Source organism: Corynebacterium sp. HMSC063G05 (genome assembly GCF_001810555.1).
Classification (GTDB): domain Bacteria; phylum Actinomycetota; class Actinomycetes; order Mycobacteriales; family Mycobacteriaceae; genus Corynebacterium; species Corynebacterium jeikeium_D.
Genome location: NZ_KV801840.1, coordinates 1 through 1,366 on the forward strand (window position 1 = coordinate 1; position 1,366 = coordinate 1,366).

General features: G+C 56.2%; 1 protein-coding gene. It reads left to right on the forward strand.

Annotation, left to right across the window (positions count from 1 at the left end):
* Nucleotides 1–138: 138 nt before the first annotated feature.
* Nucleotides 139–1,323 (forward strand): IS256-like element IS3503 family transposase, encoded by a 1,185-nt coding sequence (locus HMPREF2751_RS02270; RefSeq protein WP_011018353.1) that lies wholly within the window; start codon nucleotides 139–141, stop codon nucleotides 1,321–1,323.
* Nucleotides 1,324–1,366: the final 43 nt, after the last annotated feature.

Consider the following 1,366-nt stretch of genomic DNA (forward strand, 5'->3'; position numbering starts at 1 on the left):
AAAGTGTGTCCGCATGCCACCATAACCCCAGACCACACACCACAAATCACCAAAGAATAGCTCCCCGAAAGCTATTACCCACACCATCCCGCACCTCCGGCCACATTTGTGCTAACCGCACACCGGTTGGATTAAAGGATGACCACCAACCGCCCCAGCTGCCCACTATGCGGCAACAACACAAAGAAAAACGGCACCACCAGCAAATCAACCACCCGTTGGCGCTGCACCCACTGCGGACACTCCTTTACCCGCAACACCCAAACCCACAACAAAAACACCGCCACCATGGCTTTGTTCATCCAATGGGCCACCGGCACCCAATCTCTAACCACCTTCGCCGCACACCATGGCGTAACCAGGCAAACCATGCACCACCGATTCCGATGGTGCTGGTGGATCATCCCCACACCCACCATCGACTCATTCCGCATCCATGACCAAATCTTCCTCGACGCGACCTATCTAAAGTCCGGATGCCTCCTGATCGCAGCCAGTAAAACCCACGTCATCAACTGGACCTGGGCCAGACACGAAACCACCGCCGCCTACACCGAACTCCTACGCCCCATTGCCGCACCACTAATCGCAGTCACAGACGGCGGACAAGGTGCCCAATCAGCCATCCACCACTGCTGGCCAACAACACGCATCCAACGCTGCCTCGTCCACGCCCAACGAACAGTCCGCCGCCACACCACCAGCAACCCCCGCACCGATGCCGGCAAAACCCTCTACCGCCTAGCCCTGAAACTCACTCGCATCACCGACCTTGACCAAGCATCCACATGGGTCGCCCACCTGCACGAATTCGACCACACCTACCGGGAATGGATGAACGAGAAAACCACCATCAAAGACCCTGCTACCGGCGCCTACACCAAGGTCTACACCCACCAACGCGTCCGAGCGGCCTATCAATCATTGCTATCTCTGCACCGCAGAGACCTGCTGTTTACCTACCTGCAACCCCCACCAACAACCATCGACCCCGACAACCTTGCAGCAACAACAAACAGCCTCGAAGGTGGCATCAACGCCCCCATAAAAGAACTAGCCCGCAGACACCGCGGACTATCACTACCGCATCAACGCACAGTGATGGATTGGTGGCTGTATCTACATACAGAAGTCCCTGACGATCCGGTCAAGATCGCCAGGGACCAACGATGGGGTCAAGACGCACTTTCCACAGCAACAGACCTGATCACCCACAACACCACAGCCACTACCAATGACATCGGTGCACCAGCAGAATACGACACCGCCATCGACACCAGCTACCAACACAACCTCGGCATCCAAAAAGGCTGGATCAAATAACCGCAACACGCCCGGAAAAGACACACTTTTCTTTACTTAACCC

Excerpts from the sequence above, each read along its gene's own strand:
- HMPREF2751_RS02270 (WP_011018353.1), top strand. The coding sequence starts at position 139 with ATGACCACCAACCGCCCCAGCTGCCCACTATGCGGCAACAACACAAAG.